The organism is Alteromonas sp. AWQ4_252 (assembly GCF_056158205.1).
This window is the reverse complement of the sequence record NZ_JBSWSV010000001.1, coordinates 1640251-1663482: the sequence shown is the minus strand read 5'-3', so window position 1 is coordinate 1663482 and position 23232 is coordinate 1640251. Positions and strand designations below refer to the sequence as shown.

Here is a 23232-nt window from a genome sequence, read left to right as displayed (position 1 = left end):
CTATCAGCCCGGATAACTATCGCAGCCTAGGTAACCATAGATTCACTGTTACCATTTCCCTTCTCCCTATTCACAACGATGGCGATAATGCTTGAGCATGCTGAACTTGCGAAGGTACACTACCAAAGCCTGAACTCTGCGTTTAACACACTTGCATCAACAATAAGAGAATAATAATGCAACCTCACGACCATTCCCCTCTGGACGATTTCATCGCGTTTCCCGAACAGGATATGTTATCCCGCAGTGCGGACTTTTTATCAACGATGCGGCGACGTCATAGTATTCGCCAGTTTAGCGACCGACCGGTAGACCGAGCGGTTATCGAAAACTGTATTCTGACGGCGGGTACAGCACCAAGCGGCGCGAATCATCAGCCCTGGCATTTTGCCGCCATTCACTCTGCTGCGATGAAGCAGAAAATCCGACAGCAAGCAGAAGCTCATGAGCGAAGCTTCTACGATGGGCGAGCCGGTCAACAATGGTTGGATGATTTGAAGCCTTTGGGCACTGACGCGAATAAACCATACCTTGAACTGGCACCATGGTTAATTGCCGTTTTCAGCCAAAAATCAGGTGAAGCGGAGGCAGGTGAGAAACGTCAGAATTATTATGTGCATGAATCTGTGGGTATTGCTGTAGGAATGCTTATCACTGCTCTACACAATGCGGGATTAGCCACACTCACCCACACCCCTAAGCCGATGAACTTCCTGACTGAAGTGTGTCAGCGCCCTGACAACGAGCGTGCATACATGCTAATTGTTGCAGGTTATCCGGCTGCCGATGCGACAGTGCCTGCCCACGCAAGACAGAAAAAGAGCCTTGACGAGATCGCCAGCTTTCTCTAAAGAAACTACGCGCAGTTTTCACGACAATAAGAACGAGGATGAAATTATGCTTAAGTGGCAATGCGTTAGCTTCGATGAACTCTCAACTCATCAGCTTTACGCCCTATTGAAAGCAAGGGTGAACGTATTTGTAGTAGAGCAAAACTGTCCCTATCCCGAATTAGACGATAAGGACCTGCACCCTGAAACCCGTCACCTTATTGGTTACCACAATGACGACATTGCGGTTTATGCCAGGTTACTTCCGCCTGGAATAAGCTATCCCTCGGCCAGCATTGGCAGAGTGCTTACCACTGAAAAACACCGGGGAAACAAGCTGGGCTATCAACTTGTGGAAGAAGCAATTAACCAGTGCACTGTCATTTGGCCAAATGCCGCGATTGAAATTGGGGCCCAGGAACACCTTGCCCACTTTTATGAAAAATTCGGCTTTAAGGCCACCTCCACCATGTACCTCGATGACGGTATCCCGCACATTGACATGAAGCGGCAGGTTTAGGAATCCTACACTACCTCTGCCATGTCACCCTTGCTTTCCAGCCAGATTTTTCTGTCACCAGAACGCTTTTTCGCCAGCAGCATATCCATGGTTTCCAACATAGAGGTATCGTCGTCAATAGTCAGTTGAACCAATCTGCGCGTGTTCGGATCCATGGTGGTTTCCCGCAATTGAATAGGGTTCATTTCACCAAGACCTTTGAATCGTTGAACGTTGACTTTACCGCGTTTTTTCTCAGCCTCAATGCGGTCGAGAATGCCTTGTTTTTCACTTTCATCCAGTGCGTAAAACACTTCTTTGCCCACGTCGATACGAAACAATGGCGGCATTGCGACATAGACATGTCCGGCATCCACCAAGGCGCGGAAATGCCTCACGAATAAGGCACACAACAAAGTGGCGATGTGCAGACCGTCAGAGTCTGCATCTGCCAGAATGCAAATTTTACCGTAACGCAACCCTGATAAGTCTGATGAGTCCGGATCTATACCCAGCGCCACTGAGATGTCATGAATTTCCTGGGATGCTAATACCTGGGATGAGTCAACTTCCCAGCTATTCAGAATTTTCCCACGCAACGGCATAATTGCCTGAAATTCTCTGTCACGGGCTTGCTTCGCTGAGCCACCCGCAGAATCACCTTCCACCAGAAACAGTTCGGAATGATTGATATCCTGAGAAGAGCAATCGGTAAGTTTGCCCGGCAGTGCCGGACCTTGTGTGACCTTTTTACGTGCCACCTTTTTGTTTTGTCGCAGCCGGCGCTGTGCGTTGCTAATACACATTTCTGCCAGTGCTTCAGCGATGTCAGTATGTTGGTTTAGCCATAAGCTGAACGCATCTTTCACTACACCGGAAACGAAAGCCGATGCCTGACGGCTTGATAAACGCTCTTTTGTTTGCCCGGCAAATTGTGGATCTTGCATTTTGGTGGACAAAATATATGCACAGCGATCCCAAATATCATCGGGTGTTAACTTTACACCGCGAGGCATAAGGTTTCGAAACTCACAAAACTCCCGCATGGATTCCAATAACCCCTGACGCAGCCCGTTTACATGGGTGCCTCCCTGTGCCGTGGGGATCAGGTTCACGTAACTCTCTGTTACTAATTCGCCCCCTTCAGGTAGCCACATTACCGCCCAATCTGCTGCTTCGGCATTGCCGGAAAACGTACCTACAAACGGTGTGTCTGAAGGCAGCGTTTCAAACTCTTTTACCGCCTGATAGAGATAATCCCTCAGACCATCTTCGAAATACCACTCGGTAGTTTCACCGCTGATTTTATTGTCAAAGCGAATGCGCAACCCCGGGCAGAGTACTGCTTTTGCCCGCAAATTATGTGCTAAACGGGAAACTGAAAACTTCGCTGAATCGAAGTATTGAGGATCTGGCCAAAAGCGAACACGTGTGCCGGTGTTACGTCTACCGCAAGTATCAATGACTCGTAACTCTTCCAGCTTATCGCCATTGGCAAAGTCAATCTGATAAACGTTACTGTCTCGTCGAATGACAACTTCCACCTTTGTCGACAAGGCGTTGACCACTGAAATACCGACGCCGTGTAAACCGCCCGAGAACGCATAGTTTTTATTAGAAAACTTCCCGCCTGCGTGCAGTTTTGTCATGATCAATTCCACACCGGAAATCTTTTCTTCCGGGTGAATATCCACCGGCATACCTCGTCCGTCATCAATGACTTCTAATGATTGGTCTTCATGCAAAATCACTTTTATGTTACTGGCATGGCCCGCAAGCGCTTCATCCACACTGTTATCGATGACTTCCTGTCCCAGGTGGTTCGGACGCATGGTATCGGTATACATGCCAGGGCGGCGTTTTACCGGTTCTAAACCATTGAGAACTTCAATTGCTTCGGAATTGTATTGATTCGACATAATGCTGCTTATTTTAAGACGCTAATTATTATAGACACGGGCGTGTCACGTTTTGATGATGTTAGCAGGCCTTAGTGAAGGCGGCAATTGAAACACTTTTGTTATTGCTGTTGTCACCCTATTTATTGCAAATCGCTCACATACACCTCCCACCATTATTATTTAAACTATTGATGTGATAACTTGTTAACAGATCACTATATAGAGAACTACAAGGTTGTTACGGTTACTCATCGCCGCTTTTTTATTTTATTTTTTTGCTGGCATTGTCATCGCAGCAGAACCTGACCAATGCGTTAATTGTCACGGGGAAGTCGTCGCTGACTGGGCTATGTCTGACCACGGTAAAGCAATGTTACTCCCTTCAGCCGACACTGTTGTGGGAGATTTTAATCAAACCAGTGCCTCTCATTTTTCTCAGCAAGCCACATTTTTCATGGAAGGCGATAGATTTCGCATTTCATTTACCGAAGGTGATAAAACAACCGAATACGACGTGAGGTACACCTTTGGTCATTACCCGTTGCAGCAATACCTCATTGCAACGAATGACGGTAAATATCAGGTTTTTCCCTTCGCCTGGGATAGTCGCCCCGCCACAGAAGGCGGGCAACGCTGGTTCCCTAATTATCCCGATGAAGATATCGCCAGCAACGACCGTCTTCACTGGTTACAGCCCATGCAGAATTGGAACGGTATGTGTGCCGATTGCCACTCTTCGGGCCTTAAACGACAATTTAATATCGATACAGAAACATTTAATACAACTTATGACGACATCAATGTATCTTGTGCGTCATGCCACGGTGATATGAATGAGCATGCAGAAAACCCTTCATCTAAACCTCAGGGCGGACAACTTGCGTTATCATCAAAAGAACAGAAGGCGTTGGGTCAATGGTTGCTCAGTCCTGGCGAGAAAATAGCGCATTGGGAAGGTGAACCCAGAAATAATCAATTTATGGATACGTGTTATGGTTGCCACTCGTTGCGCTCACCATTGACTGACGGCATCGACCCATCGCAACCCTATCTCGACCAGTTTACGCCTTCTCTTCTCACGCCGCCTTTATATCACGCCAATGGTCATATCAAAGAAGAAGTTTACGTGTATGGCTCTTTCCAGCAAAGCAAGATGTTTGAAGCCGGGGTGAATTGCATTGATTGTCACAACCCACACACTATGAAAGTAAAAGTGGAAGGTAACGGCCTGTGCCTCCAATGCCATTCCGCTGAAGCGTACCAACAGGAAACACATACACATCACCCCCTTGATAGTGCTGGCAGTGAATGTGTGAATTGCCATATGCCGCAAACCACGTATATGACCGTGGACGCCCGACGGGATCACAGTTTCAGTATACCGAACCCCGCGGTCTCAGCCACAACCGGTGCGCCTAACGCTTGTTTAAATTGCCATGCTGAACAATCTAATGACTGGTCACAAAGTCATATCACGACATGGTTTAAAAACAGTACGCAGTTTACATCCGCGGAAGCCCAGTATGTTGCCGTCATGCACGGTCGTATTACGGATAAAAACGCGATCTTAAACCTGGCCAGCGATGAATCATTGCCCGTCATCAAGCGCGCTACTCTTCTTGCCATGCTGCCACGCTACGCAGAAACATTAAGTAACCGGGATTTAGCTGCGTTTATCTACGATGATGCACCGTTGCTTCGCTTAGCTGCAGCCCAAGCTGCGGTATTATTGCCAGATGCAGAAAAACAAAAATCATTGGTGCGTTTATTATCAGATAAATACCGTGCAGTACGTGTTGCAACGGTCAATCAACTTATTGGAAGTGGCCTTAAAACTACTGCTTACCATCAGGCTTTGAAAGAGCTGTTTGCTGCAAACGACATCAATAGCTGGCGTGGTGAAGGCAACCTGAACCAAAGCCTGGCTGCATTTGCTACAGGTGACATTACCACTGCAGAACAGCGCCTGAAAAAGGGAATTTCAGTCGACCCATACTTTGAAGCGAATTACGTCAATCTGGCCGAGCTTTATCGTGCACGAGGGGAAACAGATAAAGAAAAGTCGCTACTCACCTCTGCCATTGCAGCAATACCCACCAGCGATATTTTACACTACACCATGGGCATGCATTTGGTACGAAAAAAAGAGAAAATCAAGGCCGTTACTTACTTTAAACAAGCTGCACGCCTTGGCCCGGACAACCCGAGAAACTGGTACATCTATGCACTGGGTTTAGACAGTATTGGAAAAACCAAGGAAGCCATAGCTATCCTTAAGCGAGCGGTAGCGAAGCAAGTCGACCCATCATTGGTGCAGCTAGGGATGAGTTTAGCGCAAAGCAACAGTGATGAGGCGTCGCTGCGTTACTTTATGCGTTACCGGCAGTAATGACAATCGCTTACAAGCTAACGAATGCCCGTTATCATTCATTGATTTCGCTAGTCGAGAAACTGAAATATGGCGGGCAAATGTGACTCGAAGTTCACAAAGCTGTGATCGCCACCCTGCTCGACAATCAGATCACTGCCTTCGTACTTCGCTTCGGCCTGGCGGTAATCGAGAGTCTCATCACCGGTTTGCAATAACACTTTGTACCGTTCAGCTTGATTTAGCACAGGCGTATCCATAGCGCGCAGCACTGCCATATCATCGGGCACAATGGAAAAAGGCTCATTGGTGTAAGGGTTGGTATGTTCACCAATGTATTTAACCAACAATTCATATGGCCTGACTGCCGGGTTAACCAACACGGCCTTACCGCCGAATTTTTCTACCAGCCAGGTCGACAAAAAGCCCCCCATGGAGCTGCCAATGGCCCGTAAGCCCTGCTCTGTTAGCATTGGATTTTCAGCAATATATGCCTCCAGTTGACGACCAACACGAGACGGGAAATTTGATAATTGTGGGGTATGTAACTGAATATCCGGCCGGTGTGCTTCACACCAGGCTTTGGTTTGCTGCGCCTTCACTGAAAGCGGTGAACTTAAAAAACCATGTAGGTACAACACGTGCATTCAGGGCACTCTCCTAACTATTGATGACCACTCACCATACTGGCCCAAATGAAATTCCCGGTATCCTGGCGGCTGTTGCTCCACAGCAAACTCCGGGCTTAATTGCCATTGCCAGCAGGTGGACGGCGTACTAAGTACAGTTGCATAAGTGGAGCGAGAGCTGCGCTCGGCATGAATATGGCCATGTAATACGAGCAACACGTCGGGCATTTTATCAAGCCAATTCAAAAGTATTTCACCGTTTTCAAGTGCGTGCTTATCCATCCAACTTTGGGTTGGCACCAAGTGGTGGTGTAAGACGAGTATGTGTTTCACACTTTTTGGCGAAACATGGATACTTTTCTCAATTGCGCGCAATTCAGCCTCACGTATTTGCCCTTTGGCGCCTTCAAAACGGGTGTCCAAACCGTGAACGAGCCAATTTTGCAGCGCCCAGGGAGCATTTGCACGAAGCTCGGCTTCGCCCAGATAGTCGGAAAAACAACTGTTATTGTCATGGTTTCCGGCAATGACTTTCCAGGGTAAGCCAGGAAGGTATTCCGCCATAGCCTTTAGAAAATGGGAATAGCTCTCTGGAGAGTTATCTCCACTGATATCACCAGTAATTAACACAGCATCTGGCTGCTGTACTGCCACGAGCCGAAGCACTTTTACCAAACTTTGATAGGGGTTGACCTGATATAAACTCGCTTGTTTGTCAGCCAGTAAATGACAATCTGACAGTTGGGCCAGGCGCATTACACAGGGGCCGTTACAGTAGGTTTATTCTTCAGACAGAACTGTAACCACTCAGCTAGAAAAATATTAATCATCAATTTTTCATTGCGCTGGCGCATTTTGTTATTGGGATAATCGTAAGAGGGCTTAAACGCCCCCGTATTCTGGCTGGTTATCACTTCAGCCATTCTGGCGTCGTGATACAAGCGCACGGACATGGACGGCTTTAAGTAGGCAGGCGTGCCAGCGTTATCCTGTTCAACGGTAAGTGTGGTGGTATATCGCGCGGCTTCATCAATAGTTACACTATAGGTAAATTGATCTGCCACAGAAAACCGGTAAGTCAGCGAGGTAGTATCACAATCTGGCAGCATGCGAAGAAAGCGACTGTAATTTAACTCACAGAGCGCTTGCATACTTGGCAGGTGTGGTACGTACTTTCCGGTTGTCTGACTCAAGACTCACTCCACTGGTTTAACAGTTTTTCTTTGTGCATGAAGAACCATTGTAGCGCAATTATTGCCGCAGCATTATCAATGCGGCCACTTTCGAGCCATTCAAGGGCATCTTTTTCTTTCACCCTATGCACTTTTATGTCTTCTGCTTCATAGTCGAGCCCGTGTATACCGCTAGCTTTTGTTGCATCTGCTTGCGCCATAAAAATGTGAATACGCTCAGTTGTGCCTCCGGGACTTGCAAGATAACTCAAGGCCTTGGTGACTTTCTCAAGTTGTATACCAGCTTCTTCCTGTGCTTCGCGAATACACACGGACATTTGCGTTTCGCCCTCGTCAATTACGCCAGCAATTACCTCAATGAGCCAGGGACTTTCACAGGTAGCCATAGCGCCAATGCGCACCTGCTCAATAAGAACAAATTCTTCAAGCTCGGGGTCGTAAGGTAAAACTGCCACCGCATGACCCCGTTCAAATATTTCTCTTTTTACTGTGTCACTCCACCCACCGGCAAAAAGACGGTGACGAAAGTCATAACGCACCATTTTGAAAAAACCGTCGTATAAAGGAGTAACAGCCTCAATTTCTATGTCTTTTGAGGTAAACGTCTCGTTTTCTTTGCTCATTTACATTCACCCGCGCATGTAAAACGCCTATTATATGCATCAACTTGAAATTGGCTCAATAGCCACCATGATGTGGTCAGGAAAAAAGTGTTCACTGGAATCAAAGTGTAAACCCACTTTGTAACATATTCTGTTACAGTTAAACACGCCCTGTTACCACAACAGACTATCGGTTTGCGACGAGGTTTCATACACTTATTGGCTTATGAGTCCAGTGGACCGTCAAATTTTACAGGAAGGCACATTTAATGAAACGAACACTCTTATCATTGATGGTTGGATTGGGTGTCACAGTCGGTGTACCGACGTCAGCATTTGCGGATGATCTACTGCAAGTTTATCAGCAAGCCCTAGCCAACGATCCTGTGGTTAACCGAGCAAAAGCTCAAAAAGACGCAGCCTTTTCCGGTATTAAAATTAGCCGGGCATCTTTGCTACCACAAATTTCAGGCTCAATCGGTTACTCTACCTCATCATCGGAGAATGCTCAGTTTTTAGGTGAAGGCATCATCACTATCGACTCTGACAGAGATACCACAAGCTATGGTATTGATTTATCTATGTCGTTGTATGACCACGCAAACTGGGTTGGTTTAGACAGAGCAGAGAAAGTGGCTGAGCAAAGTGATGCTAACCTTGCTGCTGCCATGCAAGAACTGATAGTTCGTGTTACTACCGCCTATTTTGACGTGCTAAGAGCCAAAGACAGCCTCGAGTTTGTTAAAGCGCAGAAAAGTGCTATTGAACGTCAGCTGGAACAAACCAAACAGCGCTTTGAAGTTGGTTTAACCGCCATTACCGACGTGCACGAGGCACAGGCTAACTATGACAGCACTGTAGCCCAGGAAATTCAGGCAGAAAACGCAGTAGAACTAGCGTTAGAAGCGCTTCGCGTAATTTCTGGTAAATATCACGACAGACTCTACGTTCTGAACACAGAAAACTTCTCTGCCACTATGCCCCAGCCAACGACGCCTGAAGCCTGGCTGGAGACGGCTGAAGAGAAGAACCTGTCATTACTGGTAAATCGCCTGGCGATGGATATTGCTAAAGAAGATATACAGGCGGCACGGGCAGGTCATTACCCGACACTTGATTTGGTTGGCTCTGCTGGCAAATCTAAAACTGAAAGTACCACGACTGCAGGCGACACTGTTATTGATAACACGACGCCGTATCTCGATAGCTACAGTGCTGGAATTACACTTACCGTTCCAATTTTCCAGGGTTTGAGGGTAAGCGGACAAACCGAGCAGGCCAAGCACAACTACATTTCTGCAAGTCAGGATTTAGAGTTGTCTTATCGTCAGACCGTACAGTCAGTGCGCAGCTCGTTTAACGATGTAAAAGCCTCCATGTCGACCATACGCGCTTTAGAACAGGCCGTAGTGTCGGCACAAAGCGCACTTGAAGCAACAGAAGCAGGTTTTGATGTGGGTACAAGAACCATTGTTGACGTGTTGAACAGTACACAGAACTTATTCGATGCACGCAGAAACCTGGCAAGTGCCCGCTATGACTTCATTCAGGCAGTGGTTAATCTTAAGCAGGCTGCAGGTAACTTAACCGCACAAGACTTAGAAATGATAAACAAAGGGCTTCGCCCCGCAGAAATGGATAGCTAAGGCCCAAGGCCTTAGTTAAAAAGCCGCACAGTTTGTTTTTTCTGTGCGGCTTTTTTGTCTATTCCTCAACGCCACCGGCAGAGCGGCGAGACTGCATTGCGTTCAGCATGCCCAGCAACTCACGCAAATCGCCCTCTAATAAGGTAGCGTGGTAGTTGGTAGGCACAAAGTTTTCCAGTTTTTCGCTTGCATCAAGCAATTTTCCTTGCAAGCGAAGTAATTCGTCATCCATTATACGTGACCTTTATCATGCAACTGTCTTTTGCATTTTAGATAAGTTTAAAACGTAATTACAACAGATTTGGTTCTTAAAATTTATACTTAAGTAGCATACACACCGAAACCATGAAAGCTTCTGAACTTCAAACGCGTTTTGAACGCATCCGATCTAATAAAACTTTCGAAATATTCGTTATTTCGGTTATTGTTATTTCCGCCCTCCTCGTTGGAGCAAAAACTTATGATATGCCAAGGGGTTTTGCTTCAGTGACCCTGATCCTGGATTGGTTTATCAGTGCGTTTTTTCTCACCGAAATTACTATTCGCTTTTTGGGAGAAAAACAAAAGGCGCATTTCTTTAAAAGCTTCTGGAATTGGTTTGACACACTTATTGTAGTAATTAGCCTTATACCTGCTGAAAGCACAGATCTCGCCGTTATTGGCCGATTGGTTCGGGTATTCCGGGTACTGAGGATGATTTCGATAATTCCCGAGCTGCGCATTCTTCTGGTTTCATTGGTTAAAGCACTTCCGCAGCTGGGCTATGTCATGTTGCTCATGTTTATTATCTTTTATATCTATGCCGCTATTGGCAGTACGTTATTTGAAGATATTAACGGGGAGCTTTGGGGAGACATTACCATTTCAATGCTGACACTGTTTCGCGTCATGACCTTCGAAGACTGGACTGACGTGATGTACGAAACGATGGCCGTCTACCCCTTTAGCTGGCTTTACTACCTCACCTTTATCTTCTTCACCGCATTTGCATTTCTCAACATGGTGATAGGTATTGTGGTGGGCGTAATGGAGCAGGAAAATGCTGCAGCAAGAAGAGAAGCTGCCGCTGAGAACAACGAACCCACACTACAAGATGTCATGGACGAACTCAAAAGCCTAAAGGCGCAGATAGATTCCAAGGGACATAACTAAACTATGCCTATGCGCGCTGCTTAAACGCTATGAATGAAAAAGCCCGCATGACGCGGGCTTTTTTAGCTTTGCAAATAAGCGTTACAGACTGTAGCGAACGCGCATTCTCTCTGCCCGTTTTTTACCTTCGTCAGTCATAAAGTCTTTTCCCCGCATTTTTTGACGAGCTACTTCTTTTCTTCCCATGTCCAGTAGCAACTGAACGTAGTTTAAATAGACAATATCAGACACACGACTGTCGCCATCAATCACGGCATTGTACATAGACAGCGCCTCTTCGTACTTGTCTTGCTGAATGGTAATTTGCGCCAGCGTGTCCACGGAGTCCGCATTGCGTGGCTGTAAGCCTACCGCCCGTTTCGCCAGTGGCGCCGCTTTATCCAGCTCTCCATCCTGATAGTACAAATACGCCAGATTATTCAATACCACGAAATTATTTGGTGATTGCTCAAGAATGTTGTTGTAAACCGATTTTGCTTTGGCGTTGTCTTTATCGATAAAACGCTGGGCATACATCATTGCCACCCGCAAATCATCGGGCTTTTGCTCAAGGTGTTGCTCTATAAAAGCCTGCGCTTTATCTGACTGCCCTGCACTTTCATAAACCGCCACAACCAAAATAGCATTTTGCGCATTCGGCGTTGCCTCATATGCCGCAGTGGCATCATCAAGCGCTGCTATGCCCTTACCTTCAAGCAGTGCTATCCTCGCGTTGATACTACGTACCAATGGTAAAACCTTCACGCTGTCGGGCATATCATCCATGATCGCTTTTGCCGCCTTACCTTGTCTGCTAAGCGCCAGAAAGTGGGCTTTCAGCAAACGTATTTGTGAATCAGGCCTTTTGCTCAAAAACGTGTTGGTGAGAGTTAATGCATCACCGTACTTTTGTTCCGCGTCCAACAATAACAACATACCAAGCACGCCGGTTTTGTCCTGCGGATACAATGACAGCCACTGCTCGTAGTGCCCTATTGCACCTAACAGATCATTCATTCGCATGAGCGTCTGCCCCTTCAGGTTCCAGTACACTTTAGGGGTTTTGGACGTTTCTTCAACGGGCTCAAGTAAGTTAAGGGTTTCCTGATAGTCTCCCTTAGTGAACGTTACTCTTGCAGCCAAAATGCGCAATCCAAGATTGTCTGGCTGCTGTTTAAGCTGTGTGACAATTTGCTGTGCTACTTGCTCTGCGTCCGCAGCTTCATTTTGTGAAGCGATAGTGTAAAGCAGTGTTAACGCTGCCTCATCTCCCGGCGAAGTGGTCAAAGCGCGGTTGAGCATCTCAACTGCGCCCTCAAAATCGCTCTCGGTAACCAGTAACCTTGCCCGCACAACATCAATGTCAGCTTTTTCAGGTTGCAATGCTTCCGCTTTGTCTATCTCTTCCATCGCCAGAGCTTTATCGCCTTTTTTGAAAGCAATTTCCGCCAGGAACAAGTGCGGAACGTGATTATCAGGTTCTTTATCAGCCCACTCCTGTGCAGCAGCAGTGGCCTCTTCAAATTTTCCGGTGCCCATGTAGGCAGTGATAAGAGTGCGCTGGGTAACGATGGACTCTGGCGCTTGCGCTGCTGCAGCCTCAAGGTTTACCAAGCCTTCAATATCGTTCACTGATAACTGCAACACACCCAAACGGGCAAGATCTTCCGCGGTTTGCGACATCCCGCTTGATTTCTCAATCATAGCTTTGGCGTCAACCACATTGCCTTGTTGCAACAATTGGTAACCTGCTTTAGAGAATAAAGTGGCATCGCCCTCGTTCTTAGCATCTACTCTACTTAGAACCTGAGAGGCGCTTTCACCTTCACCCAACTGCAACAGGCTATCAGCATATAAACGCAGTGCCGGGTGCTCCGGGGGTAGTGAAGGCGCAACCTCTGCCAGATATTTGTTCGCCAGTACAAAATCCTGCATTTGATAAGCAGCATACCCTGCCACTAACTTGACAGCCGGGTTGTCCTGTCCGCCCTGAATAGCGGTTTTAAAGTGGGCTATGGCCTGCTCATAATCGCCACTGTTGGCTTTGATGATGCCTTTGTATTGATTAAGCAAAGGATGGACAGGGTTGAGGGTAAGCAGCTCATCCACCATAGGTGCGGCCTGTTCCGTTTTTCCCTGTTCAATTAATAGCGTGATGTACACAAACTTACTGGTGAGATCGTTAGGGTCAGCATCGACATAATCTTCAAATGCATCCTCAGCGGTTTCTTTATCTCCTGCTGCAATAGCAAGCTTGCCTAATTGCTGGAGCACATCTTTATTCTGTGGCGCTTGTTGGCGCAAGGTTTTCAACGACGCGATAGCAGCGTCTGTGTCGTTGTTGATGATATCGCGATAGGCCAGCGCAAGCCCGCGGTAAACCGAACTGGTATCCAGCTGTTCAAGATCATCAATCAAAGCCAATGCATCGTCGTTTTTGCCCAGCTGGGCCAGCGCCTGCATTTTGTAGAAGCCCACCTCTGCCGATTCCACGGCATTCATGCCTTCCATCCGATAATCTACATCGGCCAGGGCGTTCTCTGCTCCTGTTTTTTGATAGGCAACAGAAAGAAGGGGAATGACTTCAGACGCAGAGTGCCCGAGATCCATTGCGCGATTCAGCTCTTTCTCAGCGCCTTCATAATCGCCCATTTGCAAATAGAGTTTGCCCAGTTCAAAGCGAGGCAACGGTGCTTTAGGGTTACTTTTAACCGCATTCTTATATTCGATGATAGCTGCGTCACGATCGTTAGCCGCTACAAACTGTCGGGCCGCATCCATGTGTTCTTCGGTGCTTTTCTTTCCACAGCCACTTAAGCTCATGCTCAGGCATACTGAAACGGCCAGAGATACCAATAATTTCTTTCCTGCTCTGTTGTTCTTCATCCTTTTTACCCTTTTTTACTGGCTAAACTATCAATAAATTGTCAAATTGCTGTACTAAATCTATACAATGCGTATAATGCCGCCGCGATTGATACAGAAATTAGTACGAAATTCAAAAACTAGGCGTTTCTTCGCCACTCAGACACTATCCTGTCGAGTAATTCCGTGGCAACCGCCATGCGAATGGAATATAATATCCGTTTAGTTATACATGCCGGCAATTGCCGTGCCCGCCTTACATTCATTAGGATCCTTAATGACCAATACTGTCGAGCTGACATTTAAAGACCTCAACTTACCACCAAGCATCTTACAAGCTCTGGAGAAGGTTGGCTATGAAAAGCCTTCACCAATTCAGGCTGAAAGTATTCCGCTACTACTTGAAGGGCATGATCTATTAGGTCAGGCACAAACAGGTACCGGTAAGACAGCGGCCTTTGCGTTACCTATGCTCGCTAATATAGACCCAGAAGCAAAACTCCCGCAACTGCTGGTACTTGCTCCTACTCGCGAACTTGCCATTCAGGTAGCCGAAGCCTTTCAGGTTTATGCCAGCTTTTCACAAAAAATTAAGGTGCTGCCTGTATACGGTGGTCAGTCTTACGATAACCAAATACGCCAGCTTAAACGCGGTGTACAGGTTGTTGTAGGTACGCCGGGCCGTATTATCGACCACATTAAACGCAAAACATTAAACTTAAGTGAATTGCGTTTCTTAGTTTTAGACGAAGCTGACGAAATGCTGCGCATGGGCTTTATTGACGATGTGGAAACCATCCTCAGCAATGCGCCAGCTGAAAAGCAGACAGCGTTGTTCTCTGCCACCATGCCAGGGCCGATTAAAAAGATCACTCAGCGTTATCTGAAAGATCCAAAACACGTTAAAATTGCTTCTAAGGTTAGCACGGCGAGTACTATTCGTCAGCGCTACTGCCAGGTCGCTCCGCATCACAAGCTCGAAGCTCTTACACGTATCATGGAAGTTGAATCTTTCGATGGCGTAATTATTTTCGTAAGAACGAAAACCGCCACCGTTGAATTGTCAGACAAGCTGTCTGCACGGGGTTATGACGTAGAGCCGTTGAACGGAGATATTCCGCAAAATGCCCGGGAGCGCACGGTAGAAAAACTCAAACAAGGCAAAATTGACATTCTGGTTGCAACGGATGTCGTTGCACGTGGTTTGGACGTTGAGCGCGTTAGCCACGTTATTAACTTCGATGTGCCTTACGACACAGAATCATACGTTCATCGCATTGGACGTACAGGCCGTGCCGGACGAAATGGTGAAGCCATCTTGTTTATCTCGCACCGTGAAAAACGTATGCTTTTCGCCATAGAGAAAACCACTCGCCAGCCTATTGAGCGCATGCCAATTCCATCGATTAGTGAATTGAACGAAACTCGCTTGAGCAAGTTTAAACATGCTGTTAGCGAAGCAACTACAGATGACAGTCTTGAATCACTGATGCCCATTGTTGAGTCACTACAGCAGGAAACTGAGGCTTCACCAGAGCGTTTGATTGCAGCACTTATCAAATTGGCGCAAGGTGATGAACCTCTGTTGCTGAAAGAATCAGACCGTCCCGACTTACACAGCAAACCACAACGGGAAGACCGTGGTGACCGTGGTGATCGTCGAGGTGACCGCGGGAACCGGGGTGATCGCCCAGAGCGTGGCGACAGACGAGGTAAGCGCGGCAGCAGTAAACCTGAAGCAGGTATGCAGCGTTTCCGTATCGATGTGGGTCATACCCATGGCGCGAAGCCAGGAAATATCGTAGGCGCGATTGCCAACGAAGCCAATATCAACAGTAAAAACATCGGTGCTATTGAAATTTATGACCGATACAGCACTGTGGATTTACCAGAAGGCATGCCTCGGGAAACAAAAGAGCTGTTACAGAATACCCGCGTGGCAGGTCAGAAACTGGCAATTCGCGAATGGTCAGACACGCCGCCTAAAAAGCGAAGCCCACGTAAAAACTAAGCGCGCTAGAGCGAACTATGAAAAGGCAGGTGAATAAAACCTGCCTTTTTTATATCAAAAAGAAATATCTAGGCTGAAAAAGGATTTTTTAATTTTGCCGGAAAGGGGCAAAATATGTGCTTAGTTATCATGAGTAATTTTATACAGGTGTGGGGCTCTCATGCGTTATTTCCCGGTTTTTATCGACACTCAGACAATGCAGGTTCTCGTGGTTGGCGCCGGGGAAGTGGCCGCTAGAAAACTGGAATTAATTTTGAAGTCGGAAGCGTCTGTCACCGTGGTAGCCCCATGGATGTGTGACACGGTAAAGTCTTATGCCAATAATCAAAGAGTAACGCTGGTAGAACGCCCCTTCGCCGATGATGATCTCAATGATATAAACATGGTGTTTGTCGCTACCAATGACGGCGCGGTAAACGAATACGTCCACGACCAAGCGCGGGCTCGTGGTGTATTAGTGAACGTTGTTGATAATACACCACTGTGCCAGTTTATTACGCCATCAATCATCGACCGCTCTCCCATTGTTATTGCAATGAGCAGCGGCGGTGTTGCGCCAGTTTTGCTGCGCTATTTGCGTCAGAAACTGGAAACGGTTATTCCGGGCAATATTGCTCGTTTAGGCGCCTTTTCTGAAAAATTCCGAGAGAAAGTGAAAGCCACCCTTTCAGGGGTTACGGCCCGCCGCTATTTTTGGGAAGATGTCCTCGATGGTGACATTGCCGAAATGGTGGAAAAAGGTCAGGATGATAAGGCCCAACAGGCATTCCTTGAAGCACTGGACGCTGCCAAAGAAGAGAAGAAAACCCAAGGCCAGGTATATCTGGTTGGCGCTGGACCTGGCGACCCAGATCTACTTACTTTTCGAGCTTTGCGACTTATGCAAAAAGCCGATGTGGTGGTATATGACCGTTTAGTATCGCCAGCGATTCTGGAGTTGGTTCGTCGTGACGCGGAAAAAATTTACGTAGGCAAAGCTAAGAGCAACCATACATTGCCTCAAGAGCAAATTAATTCGTTGATGGTAGAAGAGGCAAAAAAAGGCAACCGTGTAGTTCGCTTGAAAGGCGGCGACCCATTTATTTTTGGCCGCGGTGGAGAAGAAATTGAAGAGCTTATTGCAGCCAACGTCGATTTTCAGGTTGTACCTGGCATCACTGCCGCATCAGGTGCAAGTACATACGCAGGTATTCCACTCACCCACAGAGATCACGCGCAATCAGTAACGTTCGCCACGGGCCACCTGAAAGACGGCACTATCGATCTCAATTGGCCAGCGCTCGCTCAAAAAGGGCAAACCCTCGTATTCTACATGGGCTTGACTGGCTTACCTATCATTTGCGAAAAGTTGATTGAATACGGACTTGATGCTAACACTCCCATCGCTTTGGTGCAGGAGGCAACCCGTGACGCACAAAAAGTGGTAACCGGCACATTAGCGACAATCAATGACGACCCGCAAACACCACTAATGCGCCCCCCTACGTTAATAATCGTAGGTTCGGTAGTGTCATTGCACTCACAGCTGGATTGGTTCACGCAACACAAGTAGTGGCCCTAAAAACTCGCCTGGTAACTGGTGAGCAGAGATGCTCTGTCATCATAGGGAAATAAAAAAGCGACGCTCCATGTTTCAGGAGATCGCTTTTTTTTACGCTTAATGACTCTTTTGCGTTAATGCATAAAGTACTGCTGTGCTAATTCCTGGTGGATATCAGCAAAGTCGATTTGTAGCTCGTCAATATAATCGTGAAGAGCTCGCCCCCTTAGGGTAGCCACTGGTTGCTTTTCCAAATCCTCAATACTGTGATCGATATGCTCAATTATTGCCTTACTGTCTGGTAAGTTCAAAAATAAACTCTTGAGTTTATACAAGCAAAAGAGAACGCTACGAGGGAATTCTTCACTGTGCAACATGAAAAGCAGTACGTCGCCAGGGCGGATCCGCACTCCCATTTTTTGCCGGTACATTTGGTAACCACTCAGCGAGCGAAGTACACTCATCCAGAGTATGTTCTCAAAAGGCAAGTCGCTCATATCTTCTGGTAGTGTTGCAGAGCGTACATCAATAATTCTTGATGTCATATCTGCCCGCTCTAGCACTGCACCGAAGCGCCAGAAGAAATAGCCTTCATCGTGGCTCATGCTCGCATCCATTGTTCCATATATGAGCAAACATTGGTTGATAACCTGTTTTAGACTGGAGAAACGCCCTCGTTTACTTAGAAAGCTGCTACTGTTTTCTTTCACAGACAAATGTAAGGCATTTAATGTCTCCCAGACTTCCCGGGGAATAACATCTCTGATGGTGCGCGCATTGTCTCTCGCATACTGAAGCGAACTGAGAATAGATGACGGATTTTTGCTATCTACTGTTAAGAATTTGAGAATATTTCTCTCGCTAAAATCTGAATAGGCAGATTCAAAAGCTTCTCTGTTGCCAGTGATATCTAATAACGGTTCCCAGCCGGGAGAAAAACCTTTGGGTAAATCCATTAGAAGAAGGTTATTCACATTGATTAAGCGAGCAAGATTTTCTGCCCGTTCAACATATCTCGCCGTCCAGTAAAGTGTTTCTGCAACTCTTGATAACATGACAATCCCTCCCCCTAATCTACAATCCAAGTATCTTTACTTCCACCACCTTGTGATGAATTGACCACGAGAGAACCTCTGACAAGCGCCACTCTGGTTAAGCCGCCAGTTGTCACATACGTATTGGTTCCCGATGAAAGAACAAATGGACGTAAATCTACGTGACGCCCTTCGATGACTCCGCCATCGAGGGTTGGAACCGTCGATAAATTAAGCGTAGGTTGTGCGATCCAGTTGCGAGGATCGGCTTTTATCTGAGCGAGGGTTTCCTGCTGCTGTTTCTTTGTCGATTTAGGGCCTATTAGCAAACCATAGCCACCAGATTCATTGGCGGGCTTAATAACCAGTTTATCTATGTTTGCCTCTACATATTCAAAATCTTCAGGCTCATAACACCGATAGGTTTTTACGTTGGGAAGTATGATCTCTTCATCTAAATAATACTTAATAAAGTCAGGCACATAGGTATACACCACTTTATCATCTGCAACCCCGGCTCCAGGGGCATTGACTAAAGTAACGTTACCCTGACTCCACGCTCGCATTAACCCCGGAACACCCAACATTGAATCTGGATCGAACACTTCCGGATCTATGAAAAGGTCATCAATGCGTCTGTAAATAACATCTACGCGACGCAAACCTTTAATCGTTTTCATATAGACGCAGTCGTCTTTTTCTACTGTCAGATCACTTCCTTCCACCAGCTCGCATCCCATTTCCTGCGCAAGGTAGCAATGCTCAAAGTAAGCAGAATTGTAGATCCCAGGTGTTAGCACCACGACTTCAGGCTTTTCATCCTGCCTCGGCGATAAGGTTGAAAGCATATCGAATAATTGTGAGGGGTAGTCGTTAACTGGAAGAATGTCCATTTTTTCGAACATGTCAGGAAAAACACGCTTAATTACGGAGCGATTTTCTAACATATAAGACACGCCGGAAGGCACGCGAAGATTGTCTTCCAGAACGTAAATGGTACCGTCTTTGTCTCTCACCAAATCAGAACCACATATGTGAGCCCATATGCCATTAGGCGGCGATATTCCAATACACTGTTTACGGAAATTAACCGATTTGTCGATTAACGCTTCTGGAAAAACCCCATCTTTTATGATTTTTTGATCATGATAGAGATCGTCGATAAACATGTTAAGCGCTTTGACTCTTTGTTTGAGCCCTTCTTCTACACGCTGCCATTCTTTGTTAGAAATAATGCGAGGAATAATATCGATAGGCCAGGCTCTGTCTATAGAGCTTCCTTCGCCGTACACCGTAAAGGTTATGCCCATTTCTTTAACGACCAATTCAGCGGCATTTTGCGCGTTTTTGAGTTCGTCTTCAGACAAGTGGGTTAAATAATCCATCAATGGCGCACAGTGTGGGCGTGCGACCCCATTCTCATCTATCAGTTCGTCATAAAATTCGGAAAAATTGCAGTGTGCTAAATTTACAGTATTTGATGAAGACTGACTTTGTTTTTGGTTACTCAAACTACACTCCTTATTATCCCCGATTCATATCCACTGAAACATCCAAAACCTGATTTCCACCTCCAAACATAATGCCTTTAAGTGGTGTGATGTCTGCAAAGTCCCGTCCGACCGCTAACGTAACGTGCTGGTCATAGGGTTTTAAATTGTTGGTTGGGTCATAATCAATCCAACCAGAGCCTGGTACAAATAGTGCGATCCACGCATGAGTGGCGTCTGCACCTGTAAGCTTTTCCTGTCCCGGCGGCGGAATGGTTTCGATATAGCCACTTACATAACGGGCCGCCAGACCAACACTTCGCAAGCAAGTTAACGTTAAATGTGCATAATCCTGACAAACGCCACGCTTGTGCTTAAATACATGGCTGACAGGTGTGTTAATTGTGGAAAAAGACGGGTCGAATGTGAAATCGTTAAAGATTCGTTCCATCAATTCATCGCAAGATTCCACGATAGATCGATTAGGCGTAAACGACGCCAGCGTGTATTTGTGAATGGCTTGATCTGCCTGGGTAAGACGAGTTGGAATACTGAAGAACTGGGCGGCTAACATGGACTTGTCCGCAGGATAGCGAATTTGGTCACGAACGTTTTCCCATTGCGTATTATGGGCAAATAAGCCTTGAAGAGGGGCACCCTGAATTTCTACTTCACTGCTTGCAATGACTTGCATTTCCTCATGCAAAGTAGGAATTTCAAAAATAGTGACAGTATTGTCGAAATAATCTACAAATTCAGACTGATAATCTGGCTCAGGAATAATAGTGACACTCGCACTGATTTGCTTCTGGTTGAGCGTATTAAGCGGAGTAAGCCTGGCGTGGTTTTGAGTAAGGCTGACTTTATCCGAATACTTATAGGTTGTGATGTGTTTAATTTTGTATTTCATTATTCCGCTTCTCCTTGCTCGCTAGTGCCCGAAGGTTCAACGGATGAATTTGTTTTAGGTAAAACCGGACTTTCTATAATTTGTGGCGTTGCTGTACCGATTCCAGACCAATGAAGTTGAGAAGCTGGCTTGGTGTGGCTGAAGTATTGGGTTTGCATCATTTCACTAAATTTTTGCAACTGCAATGTCACACTTTCCAGCAATGCCGCCAATTCTAAGGACGATTCCTGGGTGTGGATACTTAGCGTGTCTCTGTCTGTCAGCGCAAAACTCGCTTTAAGCTGTAACAGAATTTTTTCCGTGGTGCTGAGGAACCCGGGTTTTGCATTCACAGGGAGGCTGCCACACAGCTCAGTAATTTTCTGAATCTGATGAGCCAGAGAACGAGGGTATTCGGCATCCAATAACAGTAATTCCAGCCCTGTTTCTATGCTCTGAAATGCGCGATATCGCCTTCTGTGTGTAATGGCGCTGACCTGAGCAATAAGGACAATGTCCAGTACGTTTTGCTGTTCTGCGTCGGGTAGCGGGGATTGCAACAGGTTTTGGACCATGGAGACTAATTGATTACTGCGCTCTAAACGCTTGCCGATCTCTATCATAAACGCACCGTTGCTCTTTGACAGACTATCCTGAATAGAACCGTTGAAGGCCATTATTAATCCAATAAGTTTATCGAGAGTGGTCTGCAGTCTGTGAGTCGGTGTTTGTACTGTTATTGATGAAAAGTTGTGATGTTCTTCCTCTAAACTTTCAATGATCCGTAAGCTATCGTAGGAAAGCAGCTCTCTGACTTGCAACGCGCTTTGTACAACCATATTGATACTGCTGAAGAGCCCTCCAACAAACTGATTGGTGCTAATTAGCGCGACAACCAGCTCTTTGAACCCCGCGCCAGAATTGGATAAATCAGTGGTTGCTGCATGTTGATAAGGGTATATGAGCGCTTGATTTTCAAGGCCTACTTTAAATCGGAGTAATGCGTTTCTGTGTGCCTCGTCTGGATAAATCGCAAGCTCCGTGAACTTGTCGATAAATGCTCTTACTAAGCGAATAACGTTTTCACTTCGTTCAACAGCACAACCTAACCAAAACAAGTTTTCGGCAGTTCTGCTCGGCAACAATCCCTCGACCAAAGCTAAGTCGGCGTTCAACTGTAAAGATTTTGGAATAGATGGCGCTTGCCCCTCGGGCGGACCAATGGTTTCTACCCATGTGTCTTTAATTTCCACTTTACCCTCAGTACGCGCTGAACTAGGGGTATAACACATGGCTGAAGGTAATATAAATACCTGATCTTGAGAAAGTAATGCATAGCATCGCAAGATAACAGGCTTACTAACCACCCCGGTCTCATTCCAGAAGGGCGCCTGTGAAAGCACCAGCTTTTTACGCCAGTAAAGATCTTTTTGAGCGACATTATCAAGGCATTGTGCAATGGCGGCTTTGTCTCGTTCGCCATCGAGTTTCAATGCTGGATCTACATAACTCAGTAGTTCATAGTCAGCCCAGTCTTGCTCTAACACAGCTTCAACGGAAAAGGTTTCCTGCTGACGCATTAGCAAAGGCTCACCGTTTAAATAGTCAGCAGCGCGGTGTAAATTGTTTCGAATGGCGGGAATTTGTATAGTGCCGTTACCTAATGGGTTCAGCAAAACCACATTCTGTGAACGTACCGCATGAATAAGACCGGGTATACCAAAAGCTGAGTAATCCACCTGCTCCAGAGAATCCAGGTGTCTGTCTTCAATCCAGCGCAGAATAACGTCTACTTTGCGCAATCCATCAAGCGCTTTTAACCAGACTTGCCCCTTTCTTACCGTTAAATCTGCACTTCGAACAAGGGTATATCCCATATAAGTGGCTAAATAAGCTTGTTCGGAATAATACTGATCATCAGGACCCCGACATAAAATAACGATACGAGGATCGCTCAACCCGCTAGTTTCTTGAGAAATCGCACGTTGAAGTTGTTCAAAGAACCCAGCAATGCGCAATACGCCACACTCTGTAAACTCTTCACTCATCACTCTTCGCGCAACAATACGATTTTCTAGCAAAAGACCAAGTCCTCTGGGAAACTGACAATGGTCATTTAGAACGAAGTACTCCCCATCGGTATTTTGCCCGATGTCAATCGCACATAAAAAGACACCCTTGTTTTGCGCAGGTACGGTATGACTATCAGCTAAATAATAGGGGTGACGCATTAGGTGTTCGGTAGAAAAAATACCCTGGGTCAACGTGCTTTTATCGTTATTGAGATCGAGTAATACATCATTTAAGAGTAATACCCGTTGCTTTATCCCACGACTGATAGTGTCCCAATCCTGGCTTGAGACCATCATTGGTAATGGGTCTAGTTGCCAGTTTTGTTGCTCATCAATATCCGCAAAACCACTGTTTCGCATGAGCCGGCGAATTTCGTTTGCTCTGAAGGTGACTTCTTCGCTGTTTAGTGCTGCCAGGCGCGAGAACAAGGTGTTGAGAAGACGCTTGTTCTCATCTGGCAGCGTGCTAGATGCTGTATAGCTATTTAGCCATTCTGGCATGGAGAGATCTTCGCTCATAAACTTAATAGAC

Annotated in this window: 18 protein-coding genes; 7 read left to right on the top strand and 11 right to left on the bottom strand. The window is 46.4% G+C overall.

The genetic code is table 11. The features are described 5' to 3' along the window. The first annotated feature begins 176 nt into the window (after positions 1-176). Positions 177-851 carry a nitroreductase family protein gene (locus ACXACM_RS07470; protein ID WP_474820814.1) on the top strand — a complete coding sequence of 225 codons (675 nt, stop codon included), beginning with the start codon at positions 177-179 and terminating at the stop codon, positions 849-851. A gap of 46 nt (positions 852-897) precedes the next feature. Then, positions 898-1350 (top strand): GNAT family N-acetyltransferase, encoded by a 453-nt coding sequence (locus ACXACM_RS07465; protein ID WP_474820812.1) that lies wholly within the window; start codon positions 898-900, stop codon positions 1348-1350. Between the two features lie 5 nt (positions 1351-1355). Here ACXACM_RS07465 and parE read toward each other — a convergent pair whose 3' ends face one another. Next, positions 1356-3248 (bottom strand): DNA topoisomerase IV subunit B, encoded by a 1893-nt coding sequence (gene parE / locus ACXACM_RS07460; RefSeq protein WP_474820811.1) that lies wholly within the window; start codon positions 3246-3248, stop codon positions 1356-1358. A gap of 217 nt (positions 3249-3465) precedes the next feature. On the opposite strand from parE, the gene ACXACM_RS07455 reads away from it, so the two are divergent. Continuing rightward, entirely contained in the window at positions 3466-5619 is a 2154-nt protein-coding gene (locus ACXACM_RS07455) for a cytochrome c3 family protein (protein ID WP_474820810.1), read from the top strand. 50 nt (positions 5620-5669) lie between these two features. On the opposite strand, the gene ACXACM_RS07450 is transcribed toward ACXACM_RS07455, so the two are convergent. Genes ACXACM_RS07450 through nudF form a run of 4 tightly spaced genes read right to left on the bottom strand, consistent with a single transcriptional unit; the run spans position 5670 to position 8043 of the window. Continuing rightward, the gene (locus tag ACXACM_RS07450) at positions 5670-6245 is read right to left on the bottom strand and encodes a YqiA/YcfP family alpha/beta fold hydrolase (protein WP_474820808.1); all 576 of its coding nucleotides are present in this window, start codon (positions 6243-6245) and stop codon (positions 5670-5672) included. Beyond that, positions 6246-6983 carry a metallophosphoesterase family protein gene (locus ACXACM_RS07445; protein WP_474820807.1) on the bottom strand — a complete coding sequence of 246 codons (738 nt, stop codon included), beginning with the start codon at positions 6981-6983 and terminating at the stop codon, positions 6246-6248. Beyond that, on the bottom strand, positions 6983-7378 hold the full coding sequence (locus ACXACM_RS07440; protein ID WP_474824263.1) for a DUF1249 domain-containing protein: 396 nt from the start codon (positions 7376-7378) through the stop codon (positions 6983-6985). The genes ACXACM_RS07445 and ACXACM_RS07440 overlap by 1 nt, the downstream gene beginning before the upstream one ends. 38 nt (positions 7379-7416) lie before the next feature. Next, positions 7417-8043 carry an ADP-ribose diphosphatase gene (nudF, locus tag ACXACM_RS07435; RefSeq protein ID WP_474820806.1) on the bottom strand — a complete coding sequence of 209 codons (627 nt, stop codon included), beginning with the start codon at positions 8041-8043 and terminating at the stop codon, positions 7417-7419. Between the two features lie 248 nt (positions 8044-8291). Here nudF and tolC point away from each other — a divergent pair, with 248 nt between their 5' ends. Continuing rightward, entirely contained in the window at positions 8292-9668 is a 1377-nt protein-coding gene (tolC, locus tag ACXACM_RS07430) for an outer membrane channel protein TolC (protein WP_474820804.1), read from the top strand. A gap of 58 nt (positions 9669-9726) precedes the next feature. Here tolC and ACXACM_RS07425 read toward each other — a convergent pair whose 3' ends face one another. Further along, a complete protein-coding gene (locus tag ACXACM_RS07425; RefSeq protein ID WP_474820802.1) occupies positions 9727-9900 on the bottom strand; it encodes a hypothetical protein in 174 nt (57 codons plus the stop codon). A gap of 113 nt (positions 9901-10013) precedes the next feature. Here ACXACM_RS07425 and ACXACM_RS07420 point away from each other — a divergent pair, with 113 nt between their 5' ends. Further along, on the top strand, positions 10014-10820 hold the full coding sequence (locus ACXACM_RS07420) for an ion transporter (RefSeq protein WP_474820800.1): 807 nt from the start codon (positions 10014-10016) through the stop codon (positions 10818-10820). Between the two features lie 81 nt (positions 10821-10901). On the opposite strand, the gene prsT is transcribed toward ACXACM_RS07420, so the two are convergent. Continuing rightward, entirely contained in the window at positions 10902-13685 is a 2784-nt protein-coding gene (gene prsT, locus ACXACM_RS07415; RefSeq protein WP_474820799.1) for an XrtA/PEP-CTERM system TPR-repeat protein PrsT, read from the bottom strand. A 256-nt stretch (positions 13686-13941) separates the two neighbouring features. Here prsT and ACXACM_RS07410 point away from each other — a divergent pair, with 256 nt between their 5' ends. Continuing rightward, positions 13942-15675, top strand: coding sequence for a DEAD/DEAH box helicase (locus tag ACXACM_RS07410; protein ID WP_474820797.1), 1734 nt, complete (start codon positions 13942-13944; stop codon positions 15673-15675). 160 nt (positions 15676-15835) lie between these two features. Continuing rightward, on the top strand, positions 15836-17227 hold the full coding sequence (cysG, locus tag ACXACM_RS07405; protein ID WP_474820795.1) for a siroheme synthase CysG: 1392 nt from the start codon (positions 15836-15838) through the stop codon (positions 17225-17227). Between the two features lie 122 nt (positions 17228-17349). On the opposite strand, the gene ACXACM_RS07400 is transcribed toward cysG, so the two are convergent. From ACXACM_RS07400 to ACXACM_RS07385, 4 genes are read right to left on the bottom strand one after another with little or no spacing between them, the layout of a single operon-like run. Then, entirely contained in the window at positions 17350-18270 is a 921-nt protein-coding gene (locus tag ACXACM_RS07400; protein ID WP_474820794.1) for an alpha-E domain-containing protein, read from the bottom strand. 14 nt (positions 18271-18284) lie between these two features. Next, positions 18285-19760 (bottom strand): circularly permuted type 2 ATP-grasp protein, encoded by a 1476-nt coding sequence (locus ACXACM_RS07395; protein WP_474820792.1) that lies wholly within the window; start codon positions 19758-19760, stop codon positions 18285-18287. Positions 19761-19773: 13 nt separating this feature from the next. Next, a complete protein-coding gene (locus ACXACM_RS07390) occupies positions 19774-20649 on the bottom strand; it encodes a transglutaminase family protein (RefSeq protein ID WP_474820791.1) in 876 nt (291 codons plus the stop codon). Next, positions 20649-23219 carry a circularly permuted type 2 ATP-grasp protein gene (locus tag ACXACM_RS07385; RefSeq protein WP_474820790.1) on the bottom strand — a complete coding sequence of 857 codons (2571 nt, stop codon included), beginning with the start codon at positions 23217-23219 and terminating at the stop codon, positions 20649-20651. Before ACXACM_RS07385 ends, ACXACM_RS07390 begins: the two co-directional genes overlap by 1 nt. Positions 23220-23232: the final 13 nt, after the last annotated feature.